At 63.3% G+C, this 19,327-nt stretch carries 15 protein-coding genes; 2 read left to right on the forward strand and 13 right to left on the reverse strand.

Annotated features, from left to right (window positions below):
* Positions 1-2: 2 nt before the first annotated feature.
* The 11 genes from J8C05_RS11610 to hpnJ form a co-directional block, all read right to left on the reverse strand.
* On the reverse strand, positions 3-3,242 hold the full coding sequence (locus J8C05_RS11610) for a TAT-variant-translocated molybdopterin oxidoreductase (RefSeq protein WP_211423702.1): 3,240 nt from the start codon (positions 3,240-3,242) through the stop codon (positions 3-5).
* A gap of 19 nt (positions 3,243-3,261) precedes the next feature.
* A complete protein-coding gene (locus J8C05_RS11615; protein ID WP_246840796.1) occupies positions 3,262-3,906 on the reverse strand; it encodes a cytochrome c3 family protein in 645 nt (214 codons plus the stop codon).
* A 505-nt stretch (positions 3,907-4,411) separates the two neighbouring features.
* Entirely contained in the window at positions 4,412-5,560 is a 1,149-nt protein-coding gene (bshA, locus tag J8C05_RS11620; protein WP_211423704.1) for an N-acetyl-alpha-D-glucosaminyl L-malate synthase BshA, read from the reverse strand.
* Positions 5,561-5,615: 55 nt separating this feature from the next.
* Positions 5,616-7,157: a transcription antitermination factor NusB gene (locus J8C05_RS11625; RefSeq protein WP_211423705.1), complete on the reverse strand. Its 1,542-nt coding sequence runs from the start codon at positions 7,155-7,157 to the stop codon at positions 5,616-5,618.
* Positions 7,158-7,224: 67 nt separating this feature from the next.
* Complete coding sequence (locus J8C05_RS11630; protein ID WP_211423706.1) at positions 7,225-8,664, reverse strand: cytochrome c3 family protein; 1,440 nt, start codon at positions 8,662-8,664, stop codon at positions 7,225-7,227.
* Positions 8,665-8,690: 26 nt separating this feature from the next.
* Positions 8,691-10,469, reverse strand: coding sequence for a GlcG/HbpS family heme-binding protein (locus J8C05_RS11635; protein ID WP_211423707.1), 1,779 nt, complete (start codon positions 10,467-10,469; stop codon positions 8,691-8,693).
* 194 nt (positions 10,470-10,663) lie between these two features.
* On the reverse strand, positions 10,664-11,836 hold the full coding sequence (hpnI, locus tag J8C05_RS11640) for a bacteriohopanetetrol glucosamine biosynthesis glycosyltransferase HpnI (RefSeq protein ID WP_211423708.1): 1,173 nt from the start codon (positions 11,834-11,836) through the stop codon (positions 10,664-10,666).
* A gap of 74 nt (positions 11,837-11,910) precedes the next feature.
* Positions 11,911-12,291: an EamA family transporter gene (locus J8C05_RS11645; RefSeq protein WP_211423709.1), complete on the reverse strand. Its 381-nt coding sequence runs from the start codon at positions 12,289-12,291 to the stop codon at positions 11,911-11,913.
* Positions 12,288-12,704, reverse strand: coding sequence for an EamA family transporter (locus J8C05_RS11650; protein ID WP_211423710.1), 417 nt, complete (start codon positions 12,702-12,704; stop codon positions 12,288-12,290). Before J8C05_RS11650 ends, J8C05_RS11645 begins: the two co-directional genes overlap by 4 nt.
* A complete protein-coding gene (hpnK, locus tag J8C05_RS11655) occupies positions 12,701-13,549 on the reverse strand; it encodes a hopanoid biosynthesis-associated protein HpnK (RefSeq protein WP_211423711.1) in 849 nt (282 codons plus the stop codon). Before hpnK ends, J8C05_RS11650 begins: the two co-directional genes overlap by 4 nt.
* Positions 13,550-13,597: 48 nt before the next feature.
* Entirely contained in the window at positions 13,598-15,064 is a 1,467-nt protein-coding gene (hpnJ, locus tag J8C05_RS11660; RefSeq protein WP_246840797.1) for a hopanoid biosynthesis associated radical SAM protein HpnJ, read from the reverse strand.
* A gap of 122 nt (positions 15,065-15,186) precedes the next feature.
* On the opposite strand from hpnJ, the gene J8C05_RS11665 reads away from it, so the two are divergent.
* The gene (locus tag J8C05_RS11665) at positions 15,187-15,810 is read left to right on the forward strand and encodes a hypothetical protein (RefSeq protein WP_211423712.1); all 624 of its coding nucleotides are present in this window, start codon (positions 15,187-15,189) and stop codon (positions 15,808-15,810) included.
* Positions 15,811-15,845: 35 nt separating this feature from the next.
* On the opposite strand, the gene hpnH is transcribed toward J8C05_RS11665, so the two are convergent.
* Positions 15,846-16,856 (reverse strand): adenosyl-hopene transferase HpnH, encoded by a 1,011-nt coding sequence (gene hpnH, locus J8C05_RS11670; RefSeq protein WP_211423713.1) that lies wholly within the window; start codon positions 16,854-16,856, stop codon positions 15,846-15,848.
* 324 nt (positions 16,857-17,180) lie between these two features.
* Here hpnH and J8C05_RS11675 point away from each other — a divergent pair, with 324 nt between their 5' ends.
* Positions 17,181-18,692, forward strand: coding sequence for an aldehyde dehydrogenase family protein (locus tag J8C05_RS11675; protein ID WP_246840798.1), 1,512 nt, complete (start codon positions 17,181-17,183; stop codon positions 18,690-18,692).
* Positions 18,693-18,758: 66 nt separating this feature from the next.
* Here J8C05_RS11675 and J8C05_RS11680 read toward each other — a convergent pair whose 3' ends face one another.
* On the reverse strand, positions 18,759-19,190 hold the full coding sequence (locus tag J8C05_RS11680; RefSeq protein WP_211423714.1) for a DUF2237 family protein: 432 nt from the start codon (positions 19,188-19,190) through the stop codon (positions 18,759-18,761).
* Positions 19,191-19,327 lie beyond the last annotated feature (137 nt).

The following is a 19,327-nucleotide window of genomic DNA, read 5'->3' on the forward strand; positions in this document are numbered from 1 at the left end:
TCTCAGTGACCGGGCGCGTGACTTCCGGTGGGCTTGTCCGGCGTGCCGCTGCCGTGGGGTTCCGCGGCGTTGCCGCTGTGGTGTCCGCCGGAATGACCGCCGCCGTGACCGGTCGCCTGCTTGCGGGAAGGCGTCAGGTCGGGGTGGACGTTGCGCACTTTCGCCAGGTAGGAAGTCCGGGGACGGACGTTGAGTTCGGCCAGCAGCCCGTAGTTCGTCGGCTCCCGGCGCAACTGGGCAATCTGGCTGTTCGGATCGTTGATGTCGCCGAAGATGATGGCCTGCGTCGGGCAGGCAGCCTGGCAGGCGGTGATGACTTCGCCATCCAGGATGCGCCGGTCTTCTTTTTCAGCCTCGATGCGCGCGGCATTGATGCGCTGGATGCAGTAGGTACATTTCTCCATCACCCCGCGCGTCCGCACGGTCACGTCCGGGTTGCGCCCCAGCTTCAGCACCGGCGTGTCATAGTCGGAGTAGTGCAGGAAGTTGAACCGGCGCACCTTGTAGGGGCAGTTGTTGGCGCAGTATTTCGTCCCGACACAGCGGTTGTAGGTCATCTCGTTGATGCCTTCCGGGCTGTGGGTCGTCGCGGCCACCGGACAGACCAGTTCACACGGCGCCATTTCGCAGTGCTGGCACATGACCGGTTGCAGGTGCAGGGCGAGGTTGGGATCGTTCGGGTCGCCGCTGTAGTACTGATCAATCCGAATCCAGTGCATTTCGCGTTCGCGCAGCACTTCGGCCTTGCCCACGATGGGGATGTTGTTTTCGGCCGTGCAGGCCACAACGCACGCCTGGCAGCCGGTACACACGTTCATGTCCACGACCATGCCCCAGGCATAGCCCTTGGTGTAGTCGTCCGGCGGCTCGAACAGCGTCAGTTTGCGGGCTTTCGGGTCATCGAACTCGGTGCGCGCAAACTGTGGGTCGGAGAGGTATTCCGTCAGGGTGGCTTCCCGGACGAGCTGCCGCCGCTCAAAGGCCCCGGCGGCTTCGATTTCCCAGTGCATCTGGGTGCAGGCCAGGCGGGCCGTCTCGCCGGTTTTGGCGACCTTGGCCCCGCTGGCAGCCCACAGATGGTCTGCGGCCCGCAGGACATTGGCATTGAAACCGGCGCCGTTGCCGACACTGCCGGCGCGCTCCCGCCCGTAGCCCAGGTGCAGCGTCAGCGTGTCGTCCGGGTGGCCGGGGATAATGAGCGCCGCGCCGCGTACCCGCCGCCCGGCGACTTCCACTTCGACCACCCCGTAGGGGTCGGCGTCATGCGTCCGTACAACGCCCAGTTTGGCCCCGGTGCGAGGCGAGACAATGACGGCATTATCCCAGGTGAGTTTCGTGCGTGGTTTCGGTGTTTCCTGTAACCAGCCGTTGTTGGCAAAGCGTCCGTCGTGAATCATCGGATCGGGGCGGAAAACCACTTCCAACCCGTCACCGGCTGGTTTGGGAAGCGTGGCGAGCACCTGGGAGGCGACACCGGTCAGTGTGACCTCGATGGGCGTAAAGCCCGAGCCGTCCAGGTAGCCGTCATGCAGTGTGCGTCGCCATTGCTTCTCGAAGTCGTCTTGCAGTCCGACAGCATTGCGTCCCACGCGCACCGGGCCAGTGGCATTCGGCGTGAAGGCTTTGCCGGACTTCAACTGCGCCAGGTTGCGCTGCCAGAAGTGGCGGACGATTTCATCGCTGTTCTGGTTGAACTCATCCAGAAAGGCCGCCAGAAGTTCCAGCGGTGATTTGGTTTCCCGGTAAAGCGGCGCAATGAGCGGCTGCTGCACGGAAACCGTGCCGTTGTGGGCGCGGGCATCACCCCAGCATTCGAGGAAGTGCGAGGCCGGGATGTGCCAGTGGCAGCGGGCTGAGGTTTCGTCGAAGTAGAGACTGAGGTGGGCGGCCAGTTTGACCTTCTGCAACCCGCCGGCAAAGTCCACGTCCGCCGCCGCCGTATAGGCCGGGTTGCCTTCCAGGATGATGAGGGTTTCGACCGCGCCGGCGTGCATGTCCGCCACAAGTTGCCGGAACTCAGCTTCCTGATCGGTCGGCGCGATTTCGGGCGAGTCGGTGTAAAACAGGGTTTTTCCGACGTTGCCCAGCCTGGCGTTGATGGCGTGGGCGAGGAAGTGCAGGGCCGCTGGCTGGTAGTCCCCGACGAGAAACAGGCTCTTGCCAGCGTGGGCCTGCAGGTCTTTGACGAGCGTTTCGACGAACTTCGCATGGGCTGCCGGCGGCTGCGCCGGGCGTCCGGTGTCAATTCCCAGCCCGACGGCGACAGCATTGGCAATTTCGATGAGTTCACTGGGGCGCACCGCAATCCGGTGGTCGGCCACGGTACCGGTGGACGTGAGCGTGCACTCCACCATGTACAGCCGCGACATCTGTTTGGTCGTGTCCTGGCCGAAGCGGGCGCGACGCCGGCGGCTGAAATCCTGGGCATAGCGCACGTGGCCGGGTCCGGCCGCCAGGAAGTCGGCATCGAAGGCCGCCACCACGTCGGCGTCCTCGAAGCGGTACTGCGTGGCCACAGCGCGTCCAAAGGCCAGCTTGGCCCCGGCGCGCACCTGGTCGCGGCCGCATGGCTCGTACTGCACCCATTTCGCTTTTGGAAAGGCAGCCAGAATGCGCTGAAGCTGGAAGCCAAGCGTCGGTGAGGTAACGGTTTCCGTCAGAATCCGCAGTCCGGCGCCCTGGTCAGCCCGGTGCTGGTCAAGCATCTTGCGCAGGTCGCGCAGAAACATGTCATAGGGCCGCGCATCGCCATAGTAGCGGGTGGTCTGGGAGCGGTCCGGGTCGTAGAGGGTCAGGATGGCCGCCTGGGTGAAGGCATCCGTCGCCCCCAGGCTGGCCGGGTGATCGGGGTTGCCTTCGATTTTGGTCGGGCGGCCCATGTGGCTTTCGACGAGTACGCCCGTCACCTGCCCGCCCATGCTGAAGGTCGAGGCGTAGAACAGCGGCTTGCCCGGAACAATCTCCTCCGGCGCTTTGACGTAGGGCACGATTTTGCCGTCGTCCGGGTAGGCGCTACAGGCGGTGAGTCCGGCCAGCCCGAAGGAGGCACCCATGATTTTGAGGAAGTGCCGCCGGTCAAGGGCATCGCCAAGCAGTGACGCCTGACGCGGAAAGGTCTCGGCGAGCGCCGCCTGTGCTTCCGGGTCGGCGAGCAGCCGTTCGATACCGCGCCAGTGGGTTGGTTCCGGCTGGCGGGCGTTCGGCGGGGAAGGGACGGAGGAAGGTACAGAATGATCGGTCATGGCGTCGCGCTTCAGTGGTTCAGTGGTGACAGGTCGAGCAACTCGTGAGCTTCCGAGCCGGTTCGATGTTGTATTCCTTGACGAGACGCGCTCCCAAACTGGCTTGCGTTTCGCCAATGTCTTCTGGCTTCCACGTCATATTGAAGACCTGGTCGCGCGGCCGGATGTGCTGTGCCGGATTCCGGTGGCAGTTCAGGCACCACTCCATCGTGTGGGGCTGGTCCTTGTAGATGAGTTGCATTTGGTCCACCCGCCCATGGCAGGACACACACCCGATGCCTTTCTGCACATGGACGCCATGGTTGAAATAGACGTAATCGCCGAGGTTATGAACGCGGTTCCACTCCAGGGCCTGCCCGGATTTCCAACTGGCACGGACGGGTTCAAGCATCGGCGCCCCAAACCAGATTTGCTGGTGGCAGTTCATGCAGGTCGAAATCGGGGGCACGTTGGCAAAGGACGAGTGTTCAACCGAGGTGTGGCAGTAGCGACACTCGATACCAAGCCCGGCAACGTGGTGCTGGTGACTGAACTGCACCGGTTGGGGGAGGGCAATCCCCACGTTGGTGACGTTCGACGAGCGGTTGATTTCAAGCAGCAGCCACGCACTGAACCCGATGATGAACACGGCTCCGAAGATCGAAACCTTCGCGATCGTGTTCATGCTGCGATGGAAATGTTGAGCCATAATCAAACCCCTCTGTTGCGCGCCACTCCCCGCCCGGCTGAAAACCAGGTGCTAGCCAGAGCACTGCCCGTCCATCCGGCAGGGGACGGGCGCGATGGGGAGTCAGGACACAGCTTGCCGATCTGGGACGTCGTCACTGTTGTTCAGGGTAGCCATCGAGTCGCCTTATCCCGCAGGTGCCTGGACGCAACAGGCCTGGACGCAACAGTAGGTGGGGGGACAGCAACGGGACGGATACTCGAAACGTCATCAATGTCATCAGGCGTCTGATTTCGTACACTTGACAGCAGCGACAGATGAACCGGGGAGGTGATTCGCACTACCGCCGAAGCCTCGGGCTTCGTGTGCTGCCGTACGAAGTGCCGCTAATCTAGCGTGTTTTTCCGAACGTTCCAAGCCCTTTTTGCATGTTTTTTCACAAAAGGGCGGCGGCTGCCCGGAACCCGGCGGTTGCGATGGTGACGCGCCGGGCGGTGCCGGTTCAGCCGCGCCGGGCGCGGAACTGCTCAATGACCCGCCGGTAGTAGGCTTCGTAGCGGGTCACGATGTCGTTGGCGTTGAAGTTTTCCACGGCAACACGCCGGCAGGCCTGGCGCATGCGGTGATGCAGGTCGGCGTCGGTCAGCAGCCGCTGCGCGTGGTCGGCCATGGCCTGGATGTCGCCGACTTCGGCCAGAAAGCCGGTTTCGCCGGGCGTGACGAGTTCCGGCAACCCCCCCGTACAACTCGCAATCACCGGCACTTCACAGGCCATGGCTTCGAGCGCCGCCAGCCCGAAGGATTCCGATTCGGAAGGCAGGAGCAGTACATCGGCCAGCGACAGGTAGGCGGGAATGTCGGGCTGCTTGCCGACGAAGTGAACCCGGTTGGCAATGCCTTTCTGCCGGGCGAGCCACTGCGCCTGGGCGCGCTCCGGGCCGTCGCCGACCATGACCAACTGTACGGGGAGGTGGCGGCTGAGCCGCGCGGCGATGCGGATGCAGTCGGTTGTACGTTTGACGGCGCGGAAGTTGGAGACGTGAACCAGGATGGGTTCATCAGGTTTGGCAAAGGTGGCGCGGAGCGCCGGATTTTCCCGCCGCCGGTAAACCTGGCTGTTGATGAAGTTGGGAATGACCTCGATGGGGGTGTCGGTGCAGATGTCGAATTCGCGGCAGGTTTCGGCGCGCAGGTACTCCGAAACGGAAGTCACCCCGTCGCTTTGCCGGATGGCAAAGCGCGTGATGGGCAGGTAGGAGCGGTCAGTGCCGACCAGCGTGATGTCTGTGCCGTGCAGGGTGGTGATGAAGGGCACCGGGCGGGTGTCCTTGAGCATCTCCCGCGCCAGGAAGGCACTGACCGAATGCGGAATGGCGTAGTGGACGTGCAGCAGGTCGAGTTCGTATTCGAGCGCGACTTCGGCCATGCGTACCGCGAGGGCCAGGGCATAGGGCGCGGTGTCAAACAGGGCGTAGTTGGTGGCTTCGACCTCGTGGAAGTGCATGTGGTCCGGCATGCGGCTGAGGCGCAGGGGCAGCGTGGCGCAGATGAAATGCACCTCGTGGCCGCGGGCGGCCAGTTCCAGACCGAGTTCGGAAGCGACAATGCCGCTTCCGCCATAGGACGAATAGCAGGTGATACCGATTTTCACGGCGGTGGGTTCCTCTCCAGAAGCTTCTCCGGGTGGGCTTCTCAGGCGTCTGTCCTTAGTCCGGGCCGTGGCGACGCAGCCGCGCCGCAAAAAAGCCATCCGTTCCGTCCTGGTCGGGCCACAGCCGCAGGAAGCCTTCGCTGGTCAGCGCGTCGCCGGCATCAGGTGGGGGGACAACCTCAAAGTTGCGGTGGTGTTTGAGAAAAATCCGTATGACCTCTTCGCCTTCACGGGCTTCGAGGGAGCAGACCGCATAGAGCAGGAAGCCGCCGGGCTTGACGGCCTGGGCCGCGTTCCAGAGCAGCCGGGTCTGAATCCCGGCCAGTTCGGACAGTTTGCGCAGCGTCAGCCGCCACTTGATTTCCGGGTGGCGGCGCAGCGTCCCGGTGCCGGAACAGGGCGCATCGAGCAGCACGGCATCGAAGGAATCCGGGAAGAGTGAAAAGGGCAGTTTTTTGCGGGAGCGGCGGTGGTCGGCCGGGGAAATCAGATGCGTCGAGGTGGCGTCGGCGACGTAGCACCGGGCGATGCGGACGCCCAGCCGGGCCAGATTCTGCTCCATGGCCGCGACCCGGTGCGGATGGACATCCAGCGCCGTAATCGTGCCTTCGTTCTGCATCAGGGCTGCAAGCTGGGCCGTTTTGCCGCCCGGCGCGGCGCACATATCGAGCACGCGCTGCCCCGGCTGGACGCCCAGCCAGCGGGCGACCTGCTGCGAGCCGGCGTCCTGCACGTAAACCTTGCCGCTGGTCAGAAACGGTGCCAGGGCCGACAGATTGCCCTCAACCGTACAGGTTTCCGGCAGCCCGGCGAAGGGTTGGAGTGTGAACCCGGCGGCAGTCAGTTCCTGCCATGTGACTTGGGGGTCCTGGCGGAGCGGATTGAGCCAGATGAAGGTCGGCGCCGGCAGGTTGTTGGTGGCCGCAATGCAGGTGGCGCGGGTCTCTCCCAAGGCGCGCGCCCAGTGGCTCAGCAGCCAGGCCGGATGGGACAGCTCGGCTTCCCGGTCGGTGATGGTGGCTGGTGAGGTACGGGCAGGCGGGGGTGGGGGCAGCACCTTGCGGCGGGTTCGTTTGGCCGGAACCGGCGGAGGCGTCGGTTTTTTCAGAATCCGCCGGACCGGAGCCAGCTTGTGCTCATCCAGACCGCGCTGCCGCAGGATTTCGCGCAGGATGGCGTTGACGAACCCGGCGGCATGGCTGCTTTCGGACGACTGTTTGACGAGTTCCACTGCGTCGTGGACGACCGCAAAGGGCGGCGTGCGCGTCAGGAAGGTGATCTGGTACAGCCCCATGCGCAGGGCCGTCCGCACGGCCGGATCGAGGGTGGTCAGTTCCCGTCCGGCATGTTCCCGAAGCTCGGCATCGAGCTTGCCGCGCCAGCGCAGCGTGCCCAGCACGATGTCCGTCGCCAGGCGGCGGTCGGCAGCCAGTTGTTCCGGGTCGCCGGAAGGGGACAACCGGGCAAAGGCCGCATCGAGGGCTTCATTGGACCAGGCTTCATCGGTCTCGACGCGCATCAGCGCCAGAAAGGCCGCCCGGCGCGCCCGGCTGATCTCCCGTGGCGGCGCGGTCGGTGTCGCAGTCGGTGGTGACACATCGGATGTTTCTGGCATGGGATACAGGCCGGGTTCAGGTGTCTTCCCGTGGGTGACGGGCGACGACTCACTTGCTTTCTGACGCTGCCGGACGGCGCAGCTTGTGGCTTTCCGGTTTGGTCTTGCTCACGGTTGACGGATGGCAGCTATCGCAGCTTCCCAGGTTGAACACCGCCATGAAGCTGTGCTGTGCCGGCGCAAAGCCGGGCAGGGGAGCCAGGCGCTGCACCCGTTCCTTGGTGTCCTTGTCGTTGATTTTCTCGATGCGCTCGAAGCCATGGCAACCGGCGCAGGACTGGTTGGCCGGATAGGTCGGGTTGCGCCGGAAGGTGGTCTGCACCAGCCAGTCCCATTCGAGTTTTTCTTTGGCAAACTCTTCCTTGCTTTTTTTGCCGCGTTTCGGACGGGCGTCCCGGAGTTCCTTCGTGAGCGTCAGCAGATTGCCGTGGCAACTCCGGCAGGAAAGAGCCGTTTGCCGGCTGGCGGCGTCGGGGTGCGTCATGGCCGCCAGGGGCGTCACCTTGCCGAGTTTGTTGAGAAACTCGATGGTCTCAAACGGTTTGCCGGGGTCCCACTGCCGGTTGAACACGGCGTGGTGGCTGCCGTGCTGAAACTCTGAGGTGATGGTTGTATAGCGCGGCGCACGGAGCAGACGGCGGTCGGGCTGGCGCTCCAGTGGATGGCAACCGGCACAGTTGGTTGCATACGGCTCGGCGGCGTCCCGGCCGGTGAGGGTTTTGGCATTTTCGATGTGACACACGAAGCACTCGCGGTGTTCGGGGCGTGACACATAGATGTTGCGCCGCGCCGCTTCCGGCGTGCCGGTCAGCATCGGCAGTGTGCCCTGCACCTGATGGCAGCTTTCACAGCTTTCTTTGGCATGGGCCGAAATGGCGTGGGAGTACAGCGCCCCGAACTGGGTTTGCCGTGCCGGATTGGGGAATGGGTGGATGTCTTTGGCCGTCTGACCAACTGGTGGCCCGTTATGACAGACCGCGCACATGGCCTGGAGTTTGGCCATACGCGCGCGGTTGCCGGGCGTCACCATAAAACTGTGGCAGGCAGTACAGGCGGAGTGTTTGACCGGGGCCTGCCGTCCGGCGTACTTCTGCAGGTAGGCCGGCGTTTCAAGCGGGTATTGCCCAAATCCGTCGGCGCGGACTTCTTCCGGCCGCACGAGGTGGCAGTAGTTGCAGTCAAGCTGAATGGTGGGCTTGCCGCCGTTGAAGCGGATGAGTTCCTTGTCCACGATGGCCACGTCGCCCGTCGGGTGCTGGTCATGCCGGAACGCCCCTTCCGGCAGGTTGTCTTCCGGCGCGGGAGGGTAAATCGTCCCGGTCGGCGCCGGCGCAGAAGTGCCCGTTGCCGACCCGGCAGGCGCCTGGGCCGGCGAGGGCTTGCCTGGTGACTGGGCCAGGCTGAACCAGCCACTCCCGATGAGAGCAAGCCACAGGATGACCAGTTTGAGGCGCACGGTCTTGACCACGTCCCACCTTACCTCGTTCACTTTGCTTCGTCAGCCGCAGCAGGTGTTCACAGATTGGGATTGGGGGGGAATTTGACGAACGCCAGGCGGACGCCACGGACGATCACTTGGTCACTCCGTATGTTGGCCGGAGATTCAAAGCCGGCCGAGCCGAACGAGGCAATGATGTCATCCTGGTCAATCCCATCGCCGCTGATGCCGATGGCCCCGACCAGGACGCCGTTTTTGTAGAGCGGCACGCCGCCGGCAAAAATCTGGAGTCCGTTGCGGACATTTGCCGGCGGGCGGCGGATGACCGGCACGCTGCCGGGGTTGGAATAATTGGTAAGAATGTCGGCCAGCGTGCCGGCAATGAGATCAAGCTGGAGTCCGGTGTTGAACGGACTCCACACGTTGGTGCTGGTAAACAGCCGGCTTCCGTTTGAGAACGGCCCCGGCGCATTGGGCACGCAGGGTCCCGAGCCGGTGCAGTCAATCCCATCCGGGAAAAACGGACGATGAATATCGCCCAGACCCCGGCAACTGAAGGCAATTGCGCCGTTGAGCGGAATGCCATCGGCCGCGGCGCGGCTGACGTAGCTGCCCAGCCCGGCCGCGGTGAGAATGGCGCCGGCATTGGGATTGCTCATAAAGGCAGCCGAGCGGGCCTTCTGCACACAGACATCCAATCCGAAAACCGGGGCGTCGGGGGTCCCACGCAGTCCGAGCAGGTTGCCGTTGGCATCCACGACGGCCACGTTGACTTCGGCAAAGTTGTTGAGGGGAAGGCGAATCCCGGCGCGGGTGGCGTACGCCTGCTGGATGGCCTGGGACAGTAACCGTTCCACTTCGGCCACCGAAAGCTGGGCGCTGGGCGTGATGTTGGCCAGCGGTGTGAAGATACGCACCGGCCGCCCACCGAGTGTGCCGCAGGTAAACTGACTGCCGGGGCCCAAAAACGGGACGCCGGCTCTGGGCGTGGCTTGAGTGCCAAAGGCCGGAATGACCATGAAGCTTCCCTGGGCGGCGAGGTTGACCGGCGGCTCGGCGACGGGTGGCGGCGCATTGACGAACCGCAGGGCGACACCATCCACCAGAATCTGATTGCCCCGGATACCGGCCGGCGCTTCAAAACCCCGTGAACCGGCGACAGCGATGATTTCCTCCGGCGCCTGGTCGTTGTCGGTCGGGTCCGGGTCGAGGCTGTAGTTGCCGTCGAGTTCAACCCCGATGCCGCCTACGGGTGAGTCGCCGATGTACAGCGGCACGCCGCCGGCATCGGCTGACAGCCCCAGAGGCAGCCGGGGGTTGATGTCACTGAAGAGCAGACTCGAAAACTGGACGCCGAACAGCGGTCCGCCCCGCGTGAAGGACACCCCTGGCGGAAAGTGTTCCTGGACGATGAAGCTCGCCGTCCGTGGGGTGAATGCATTGCCGGTCGTGCCGAAGAACGAACAGGTGCCGGCTTTGGAAATGGCCGCCAGTTCGCTGGGGATCGGCCGTCCACCCAGTGGACCGCCCGAAATGAACGTGTTGGGATTGGCACCAGTCATGCGGAACACGGCCAGGACATTGGCTTCCCGGTCGGTCACGGCAATCGTGGCGCGCAGGTTCAGGGCAACAGCGCGGGTGACGGCCTGGGTGATGATCTGCGTGACATCGCTGGCTGACAGCGCACGCTCGTTCGGCGTCGGACACAGCGGTTTGTTGAGCGCCTGGGTCTGGGGAGGCGGCGTCAGAACGGCATTGCTGCCGGCAATGTTGCGTGAGCCGCAGGCCGAAAGCAGTGGGACGCCGCCAATGAGCAGCACTGAAAGCAGGTATGGAAGTGAACGCAGGCAACGCATGGACATATCCTCGTGGGGCCCAGGGCGGAACCCGTCTGCAAGGTGCGTATCTGTCGGGTCCGTTGTGCATGTGGCGGCTGTCGCGCAGGTAGAGTGGCCCGAAAGTGTCCGCAAACATACCAAAACGCTTTGAGATTACAACCTGAAAAGCAAGTCGTGGCGCTGTTCCCGGAAGTTGGAGGTGGGACGGCTGGCTAGTGACGTTCCGGCACGGGGTAGGGAAGAAGGCGTCCGTCGCCGGCCAGACGGTATATCTGCCCGCGCCAGGTGATGGTCCGCCCGCCAAAGCCGCCCATCCAGATGGCCACCTGGAGGAGGTCCCGCAGCGGAAGCCAGCCAAGGCGGCGGATTGTGGCGCGGTCTCCCAGAATGTGTGCCATCTGCCACGCCGCCAGAAACCGCAGGGTCAGGGCAACCAGAAAGAGGTGCCAGGCAAGCGGGACGGCGGGGAATGCCGCGACGAGCAGCCACCCCAGCCAGAAGGTATGCGTGATGAACATTCCGGTGTAACCGCCGGGGCGGGCCGTCCGAATGGTGCGCGCCCAGCGCAGTTGATGACTGAGAAAGTCGCACCAGGTCATGCGCGGCACAACCGTCTCCACGACACAGGAAGACAGACACACTTCGTAACCGGCCCGGTGGGTGAGATGTCCGAGCAGGTAGTCATCGCCCAGATGGTCGGCCAGGCGGGACAGGCCGCCAAAATCCGCGATGACCGTCTTGCGGGTGGCAATCGTGGCGCCAAGGGCAAAGCTCATCCCTTCGGTCATCCGGGCCGCCAGCACCCCGGCCATGAAGTCCGTGCTGATGCCCAGACATTCGAGATGGGCGGTCAGTCCGCCATCCGCCGTTCCCCGGTAGGGGCAGGTCACGACGCCCACCTGTGGATGTTGCAACGGGCGGACGACGGTGCGCAGGTAGTTGGGTGGAACGCGAATGTCGGCGTCGCTCAGCACGACGGTGTCGTACCGTGCGGCGTCGAGGGCATGGGCCAGGTTGGCAACTTTGGGATTGATGCCCAGCGGCGGCGGCTGAAAAACGCAGGTGGTACGTACACCGGGATAGATCTGGCGCAGGCGCTCGATGACGGCAACGGCGGCGTCTTCCGGGTCGTGGAGGGCAAAGACAATTTCGTAGTGCGGGTAATCCTGGCGGAAAAATGTTTCCAGGCAGGCTTCAAGGTCGTCATCGGCGCCACGGATGGGCTTGAGGACGCTGACCGGAGGGGTGAAGCTGGTGAGGCTGCGCTGTTCCCGGAAGCGGAGACGCCGGAACCAGAGCGTGCCCAGCAGAACGACGAACTGGTAGGCGCTCGAAGCCACCACCAGCAACGCCAGACCGGCAAACAGCCAGGGGGTGACACGCATGGACTAGTCTCCAGTCTCCGTGTCGGGGAATGAAATCAGAAGGCAGCCGGCAGTCATGGCGATGCAGTGAGGGGTCAGAAAAACAGCAGGTAAGCGCCGCCGGTGACGAGCAGCGTGCCCATCCAGCGGGTGGGGTTGACCCGTTCCTTGAGAAGGAACTGGGCGCCCAAGGTATTGAGAACGAAACTCAGCGCCGTCGCTGGCTCCACCAGACTCACCGGCGCTACGGAAAGGGCCGCCAGAAGTGAAACGAACGCGCCGGCCATACAGGCCACACCGAGGTAAAACCCCGGTGCACCGAGCGTACGCCCGGCGAGCCGCAGGGCATCGCGCCAGGTGCGCAGGTCATCCCGCCCAACCTGCTTCATGGTCCGGCTCAGGATGAGGTCGCCCACCGTACCAAACACGACAATGCCGGCAATCAGGGCAATGACGACAGAGACGGAGGCCGTCATAACGTTGCCTCCAGACGTGAAGTGCGCCGGTCGGCCTCGGCGCTGCGTGTCACGAGGTAAACCCCGATGGCAATGGCGGCAATGCCTGTCCAGCGCAGCGCCGAGACGGTTTCTCTGAGCAGCAGCGCGCCCAGCAGGGCCGTGATGACATAGCCCAGCGACGTGACCGGCAGGACGTAACTCAGATCGAGCTTGGAGAGCAGCGTCAAAAACAGGATGAAGAACGCGATGAGCAGAGCCAGTCCACCCAGAAAGGTCACGTCGGTGGCGAGGGTCAGAAGCACCGCCCCCACGTCATACGCCGCCAGGTGGGCTTCAAGGGTGGGGGCCAGACGCTTCATCGCCAGCGTCAGCAGGACATTGCCCAGCGAATTGACGATGACCGAAGCCGCCACAAAAGGATGGAGTTTCATGACAAGTCTGCGTAGGTCACGGGCTGGATGTGTCGTTGCCGGAGGCGGGCTTTGACCTGCGGACTCAACAGCGCCGCCAGTTCGGCGGGACCCTGGGCGTTATGTGCCGGCAACATAGGCGATGCCACCTCCGGGTGGCAATACACTTCCTGCGGGGCGGCACTCAGGCGGTCGAGCAGCGCCAGCCAGTAGTCTTCCGTGAAGCGTCCGGTTTCGTAGAGTCCGTGAACTTCGTCCACGGCGCGCAGGTGGTGCTGCCGCAGGTGTCTGGTGGCCAGCGCGGAAAGCCAGCCAAACACCATCCGGTGTCCCACCTTGACGGGCCAGCCCTGCCGCCGGATGGCCAGATTGCGCCAGAGCCGCTCGCGTGGCAGGCGGACGAACCGGACGCCAAACGCGGCAGCGCAGGCCGCTACAGTGGGAAAGACCACTGGGTGCAGGTGAAAGTGCAGGTGGCCGTCCACATGGGAGCAGGGCAACCCCGTGGCCAGAAAACGCTCGAATTGGGCGCGGATTTCCCGGCGCAGTTCCGCCCGGCAGCGTGGGTCGAAAAAGTACCGTACTCCGGCAATGACCGGATTGGAAGCAAACTGCCGCTGGCCGTCAACGAGGTGTGGAATTTCCGTGGGGGGCAGGACGGATTTGCCGCACACCAGCGTCAGGTGCAGTCCGACGCTCAGGCGGGGACGGGCTTTGGCCAGCGCCACGGCCTCGTCGCAGGCATCGCCCCCGACCATGAGGCTGCAACTCGTCAGGATGCCTTCGTCATGGGCCGTGACCACGGCCTGGTTGACCGTGGAGGAAACCCCGAAGTCGTCGGCATTGATGATGAGCTTGATGGACATCGCCTGCAACCTGCCCGGCGCTGGACGCGCGTGCCGGAAATGGCGGCGCTACACTCCCTTGTGAGTCCCGGCCGTTTCCACCTGGCTGCGGTAATACGCCTGCCGCTTGGAGCGCAGCCGCAGAAAATCACGGGCTTCCTTGTAGAGGCGTTTCCGTTCCTGCCCGTCAAAGATGGCTTTCCCGACAATCCGGGCGATGATCCTGGGCCGGAAGTAGTAGCCGTCATAGAAGTCTTCGACGGCCTTCATAATCTGGCCCTTGGTCAGTCCGGGATATTCGATGTGCGGAAGCTGATGGCCTTCTTCGTCCGTCATCGCCCCTTCCGTCAGCCAGCCCTGTTCCACGAGGTGGTCATAGAGTTCCGTACCCGGATAGGCGTGGGCAATCGAAACCTGGATGGTCTCGCAGTCGAGTTCTTTGGCGAAGCGGATGGTTTTCTCGATGGTCTGGGGCGTCTCGCCGGGCAGACCCAGGATGAAATCGCCGTGAACGACCAGACCGAGCTTTTTGCAGTGCTTCATGAACTGCCGCGCCATCTCGGTCGTGGCGCCTTTCTTGATGTTTTTCAGGATTTGGTCGTCCCCGGACTCAAACCCGACGATCAGCAGCCGGCAGCCGGCTTCCTTCATCGCCTTCAGGGCGTCGTAGGTTGTGGTGACGCGCGCGGTGCAGGACCAGGTTTTCTTGAGCGGCTTGAGTTTTTCGCAGACTTCGATGGTCCGCGATGCCTGGTAGGAAAACGTGTCGTCGTCGAAGAAGATTTCCTTCAGTTTGGGGAACAGCTCCCAGGCGTGGGCAAATTCATTCGCTACGTCTTGGGCTGACCGCTTGCGCCAGGGGTGCCCGGAAATCGTCTGCGGCCACATGCAGAAGGTACAGAGGGCCGGGCAGCCCCGCGTCGAGTAAAACGCCACGTAGGGGTGCAGCAGAAAGGGCACGTTGTATTTCGTGTAATCGAGGTCGCGGGCATAGACTTCAGTCGCCCAGGGCAGGGCGTCGAGGTCGTGGATGGGCGGCCGGTCAGGCGTGCAGATGAAGCGCCCGTTGGCGTCAAGGTAGGCAATGCCGTCAATGTCGGCGAGCGGCTTGCCCATGGCAAACTCCGTCACGCTGTGGTCGAATTCCTTGCGGGTGACGAAATCAATCGCCCCGGCGGCCAGCCGCAGCGTTTCTTCCGCCCGGACGGTCACGTGCGGACCGACGAAAGCAATCTTGACGTGCGGGTTCTGCTCCCTGAACATCCGCGCCAGTTTGAGGTCGTTATGCAGCCCCGGCGCACTCGTAAACAGCACGATGAATTCATAATCCTGGGCGATCTTGAGGGTTTCCTGGAGGCTGATGCCATGGGGGGGGGCATCGAGCAGCCGCGCGCCGGGAATCATGCCGGCCGGGTAGGCCAGCCACACCGGATACCAGTAGGACGCAATTTCGCGCGTCGCCGGCCAGCGCGAACTGGCTCCGCCATCGAAGCCCTCGAAGGAAGGTGGATTGAGCAGCAAGGTTTTCATCGGCATAGTGTGTTTATGTTCTCCGTGACCCCGTGGGGAGGGCGTGCTGCCTCCGCCCGGAGGTTGATTTCAAGGCTGTCCGTTGCCAGACGGTTGGTTCCCCGGCCCGAAGGAGGGCGGCGGGTTTCATGAGCGGACCGGTATTTCGTCGCAACTTGGTCGCCGTCGTGCTGGGGTTGCTGCTGATCGGGCTGCCCGGCCCGGCCGGGGCGGATGATCTGGCCCCCTCGGAACTGGTCGAACGCATGCGGGCCGCGTTTGAGCGCGTGCAGGACTACACCTGTCGTCTGATTGAGCGGAACTTCAGACGGCCCGATGAATTTTCCGAAAGCGACTATGCGTTCAAAAAGCCGCATCTCATCAAGCTGGTGGGGCGCGTCGGCCGGTCGAAGGGCTCGGTTGTCGTCCTGGGCCGGGACGGCAAAACCAGCCTGCGCAAAAATGGCTTTCCCATCCCAACCTTTTTGGTGCGGGATGAACTGCGCGATTTTGCCCGCAGTGACTTTGGCAGTCTGATCGAAGAGATTGCGCAGACGTTGCAGGCTGGCGCGGAAGCCGCTGTGACGCTCCGGGGCGATGCCTACCTGTTGCGGCTGGCGCGTGGCAATCGGGTGCGGCTCTACGTGGTGGATGCCCAGGTCAATCTGCCCATCGAGTTGCTCGAAACCGTGGACGGCCAACGGGTCAGTCTGACCGAATGGCGTGACCTGCGGCTTGATGTCGGTTTGACTGAGGCCGCTTTTCAGCCGTGACTGGCGGCCTGGTGCTTGTCCGTCCTGCGCCGTGTTCATACCCCCATACCCAGCGACCAGGCGGCGAGTTGCAGCTTGCCGCGCAGGGTTTTCATGGCTTCTTCGACGGCGCTGTGTTCCGAGCCGCTGTGCATCTTGCAGTTGACACAGCGCGGGTCCTGACGGCTTTCCCAGTAGTCCCAGTCAACCGTGTTCCAGAAGGTCTCAAAGTCCTGGAAATAGCCTTCGCCCTCGATGAGGTAGCAGGGCGCTTTCCAGCCCTTCGGCGTGTAGTTGACCGTGGACCACGGTGCGCAGGGAAGCTCAATGAGGCCGGCAGCAAAGTCCAGAAACTTGGGCGTGGCGTTGATCCTGTATTTCTTCGCAAAGGCGCGGATGGCCCGGAATTTTTCGTGCGTCTGTTCGCGGTTGAGAAAAATGTCGTTTTTGACGCTCTGGTACTCGTAGCCCGGAGAAATCAGAATCCCGTTTGCGCCGAGTTCATCCACGAGCTGGCAAAGCTGTTCGACTTCCTCGATTCTGGTTTCGCGGAAGACCGTCGTGTTCAGATAGACGTTGTAGCCGAGTTTTCTGGCTTTTCGGATGGCATCAATGGCCTTGTCAAACACCCCGGCGCGGTTGGTGACGTAATCGTGGGTTTCGCGCATGCCATCGAGATGAATCATCAGCAGCAGCCGGTGGGTGGGCGGCACGACGCCGAAGAGTTTTTCTTCGAGCTTAAGCGCATTGGTGCAGAAGATCACATGCTTGTCGCGGGCAAACAGCCCTTCAAGCAGCTCTTTGAGTTCCGGGTACAGGCATGGCTCACCGCCGCAGATGTTGACGATGGGCGCGCCGCAGGCATCCACCGCAGCAAAGCACTGTTCCGGCGGCAGCCGGTCGGAGAGCTTGCCGGTGTAACGCTCGGTCGAACAGCCCAGGCAGGCGAGGTTGCAGGTGTAGAGCGGTTCGAGCATGAGCACGGTCGGGTAACGTTTCCGACCAAGGCGTTCCATTCTGGCGCGGTGGCGGGCTTGCGCAATCGTGAATTGAAGGGGGAAGCGCATGATGTTTCGGTCTCGGCGTGGGCGACTTCGGGAAAACTCCGGTGGTGCCGGTGATTGCCCTTGTACTTGGCGTTTTCAAGGTTGCCGTTGGTATCACATCTGACAGTCGTCAACAATGACGGCTTCCGTTGCTGAGCCTCACAGGTCTCCCGCACCCTGTGCTGCGCGTAACTGTTCCGGCTGGCGAAAGCGGCAATGCCGTGGGGATGACCCGACGGGTGCCCTGGCAAGGAAACAGCCAGGGCGCTGGCCCTTGTTTTGGAACGAAGGTGTGCCTAACGTAAGCCCCAGTGTTCACCCTGGCGAAAGGACGTACCAACCTCCATGTCTGCTCCACACACCGCACCCGATACCCCGGCGACCGGGGACCTGCCAACCTACCAGATGCTCATTGACGGACAGCTCGTTGGGGCTGAAAACGGGCGTGTCTTTCACACGGTTTCGCCGGCCGATGGGACGCCGCTGGCGGCCGTTCCCCATGCTTCAGTTGCCGACGCCGAGCGGGCCGTACAGGCGGCGCGCGCAGCCTATGAACTGGGCACCTGGCGCAACGCTGATGGCTCCATGCGGGCGAAGATTCTGAACCGGCTGGCTGACCTCATCGAAGCCAATCTCGATGTTCTGGCGCAGCTTGAAGCCAGGGATCAGGGCAAGCCGGTCGGCTATGCCCGCGCCTTTGAAATCCCGGTGGTGGTGGACACGTTCCGGCACTTTGCCGGCTGGGCCGACAAAATCTACGGTGAAACCATCCCGGTGCCGGCATCGGGGTTGGATTTTACGTTGCGGGAGCCGGCGGGGGTGTGTCTGGGCCTTGCGCCCAACAACTATCCGTTGGTGCTGGCGGCGTTCAAAATCGCTCCGGCGCTGGCGGCCGGCAACAGTGTGGTGCTCAAGCCGTCGCCGGCAACGCCGCTGACAGCCCTGAAACTGGGTGAACTGTGCGTGGCGGCCGGGCTTCCCGATGGGGTGCTCAACATCGTTACCGAACCGGGGCATGAAGTGGCGGCTTACCTGCTTGAACATCCTGAAGTGGATTTGGTGTCGCTGACCGGTGGGACGGAAACCGGCAAGCTGGTAAGCCGGGCCGCGGCCGGGACGCTCAAACGGGTGCTGCTCGAACTCGGCGGCAAGTCGCCGTTCATCATCTGTGCCGACGCCGACGTGGAGCTGGCCGTGACGGGTGCCCTGATGGGGACGTTTTACAACTCCGGCCAGACCTGTACGGCGAGCACGCGGATTTTTGTCCACCGCGCCGTGTATGCGGAATTCCTGGAGCGCTTTGCCGCGGAAGCCGACCGGCTTGTGGTTGGGCCGCCCTTGGATGAGGCAACCAACAACGGCCCGCTCGTGACCCGCAGCCAGTACGAGAAGGTACTGGGTTACGTCGAGTTGGGACGGGCTGAGGGCGCGCGGCTCATCACGGGCGGCACGCATCCGTCCGGGCTGCCGGAAGCCGGCAACTATCTGCGCCCCACCATCTTTGCCGACGCGCACAATCGCATGCGCATTGCGCAGGAGGAAATCTTTGGGCCGGTGGCGTCGGTCATTCCTTTCGAGGATGAAGACGAGGTGATTGCCCAGGCCAACGATTCGGTCTATGGGCTGGCGGCTTCCGTCTGGACGCGCGACATCAAGCGTGGTCTCAACCTGATGAAAGCCCTGCGTGCCGGGCAGGTGTGGATCAACAACCACAATATCTTTTTCCCGCACGCGCCCTTTGGGGGCTACAAGCAAAGCGGCAATGCCCGTGAGGGAGGCGCGGAGGCGCTGCGCCACTACACGCAGGTCAAAAATGTCTATGTCGAACTGGGGGATATGTTGCTGACCCCGTTCTAGGTTTCAGCCGGAGCGCCCGCTCACGATGTGCCATCGTGAGCGGGCCGTCGGTTGGACGAGGGCGTACTAACTGGTTTTTTCGTCATCCGGCAGAGCGATTTCATCCACATCGCTGAACGGCTCCGGCAGGGCGTGGCGTTTGAGGTCGGCAAGGGAGACCACTTCGAGCGCCTTTTCGTGGGTGGCTTCGAGAATGACCGGCGGCGCGACACCAGCTTCAAGGGCTTCTTTCCAGCGGGAAACGCAAAGGCACCACTGGTCGCCGGGTTTGAGTCCGGGAAAGCGGAACCACGGGGCCGGGGTTGACAGGTCATTGCCCCGCGATTTGGTGAAGGCCAGAAACTCGGCCGTCATTCGGGCGCAGACGACGTGCGTGCCAATGTCATCGGGGCCGGTTTCGCACTTGCCTGTCCGGTAAAAACCGGTCAGCGGGGAGGTGCAGCAGGTTTCGAGCGGGCCGCCGAGGACGTTGCGGGGTGTCAGCTTGGTTTGGGACATGGGACGTGACCTTTGGGTGGGTGGTCTGAAATGATGGCTTCGGTGTGAGGAATTCCGGGAGGATTCCTGTGCGGAAAATTCTGGTTTGTGTGGCAGGTGGCCGTCAAGCTGACCGTCCCCGCCGGCTGCGCGGCCTG

Origin of the sequence: Chloracidobacterium sp. N, assembly GCF_018304765.1 — a bacterium.
Lineage (GTDB): Bacteria > Acidobacteriota > Blastocatellia > Chloracidobacteriales > Chloracidobacteriaceae > Chloracidobacterium > Chloracidobacterium aggregatum.